Genomic DNA, 320 nt, shown 5'->3' on the forward strand with positions numbered 1-320 from the left:
TTTGGGTTCGCGAAATTGTGTTGGGAAGAGCGACTTCCCTGAGGTGATCGCCTACCTCGAAGCAGGAAAATTTCCCGTGGATGCCGTCATATCCAAAGTGATCGCGATCGATGAAGCACCCGAAACCATGGACGCTTGGGCCAAAAACCCACAGGGAATCATCAAAATCATGCTCAACCTCGAAGACCAATGATCCGATCCGCTGTCACCCTTAACCTGATCGAAACCATGACTCAAGGTCCTTGGATCTTTTGGCATGACTTAGAAGAAAGTTTAAAAAAGGTCGCCAACCTGGGTTTTGACGGAGTGGAACTTTTCAC

The 320-nt window shown here is 48.4% G+C and carries 1 protein-coding gene; it reads left to right on the forward strand.

What is annotated here, in order from left to right:
• A partial coding sequence (locus ACNKXV_RS13915; protein WP_417908318.1) for a hypothetical protein occupies nt 1–193 on the forward strand: 193 nt, incomplete at its 5' end.
• Nucleotides 194–320 lie beyond the last annotated feature (127 nt).

It is taken from the genome of Christiangramia aquimixticola, assembly GCF_048285835.1.
Lineage (GTDB): Bacteria > Bacteroidota > Bacteroidia > Flavobacteriales > Flavobacteriaceae > Christiangramia > Christiangramia aquimixticola.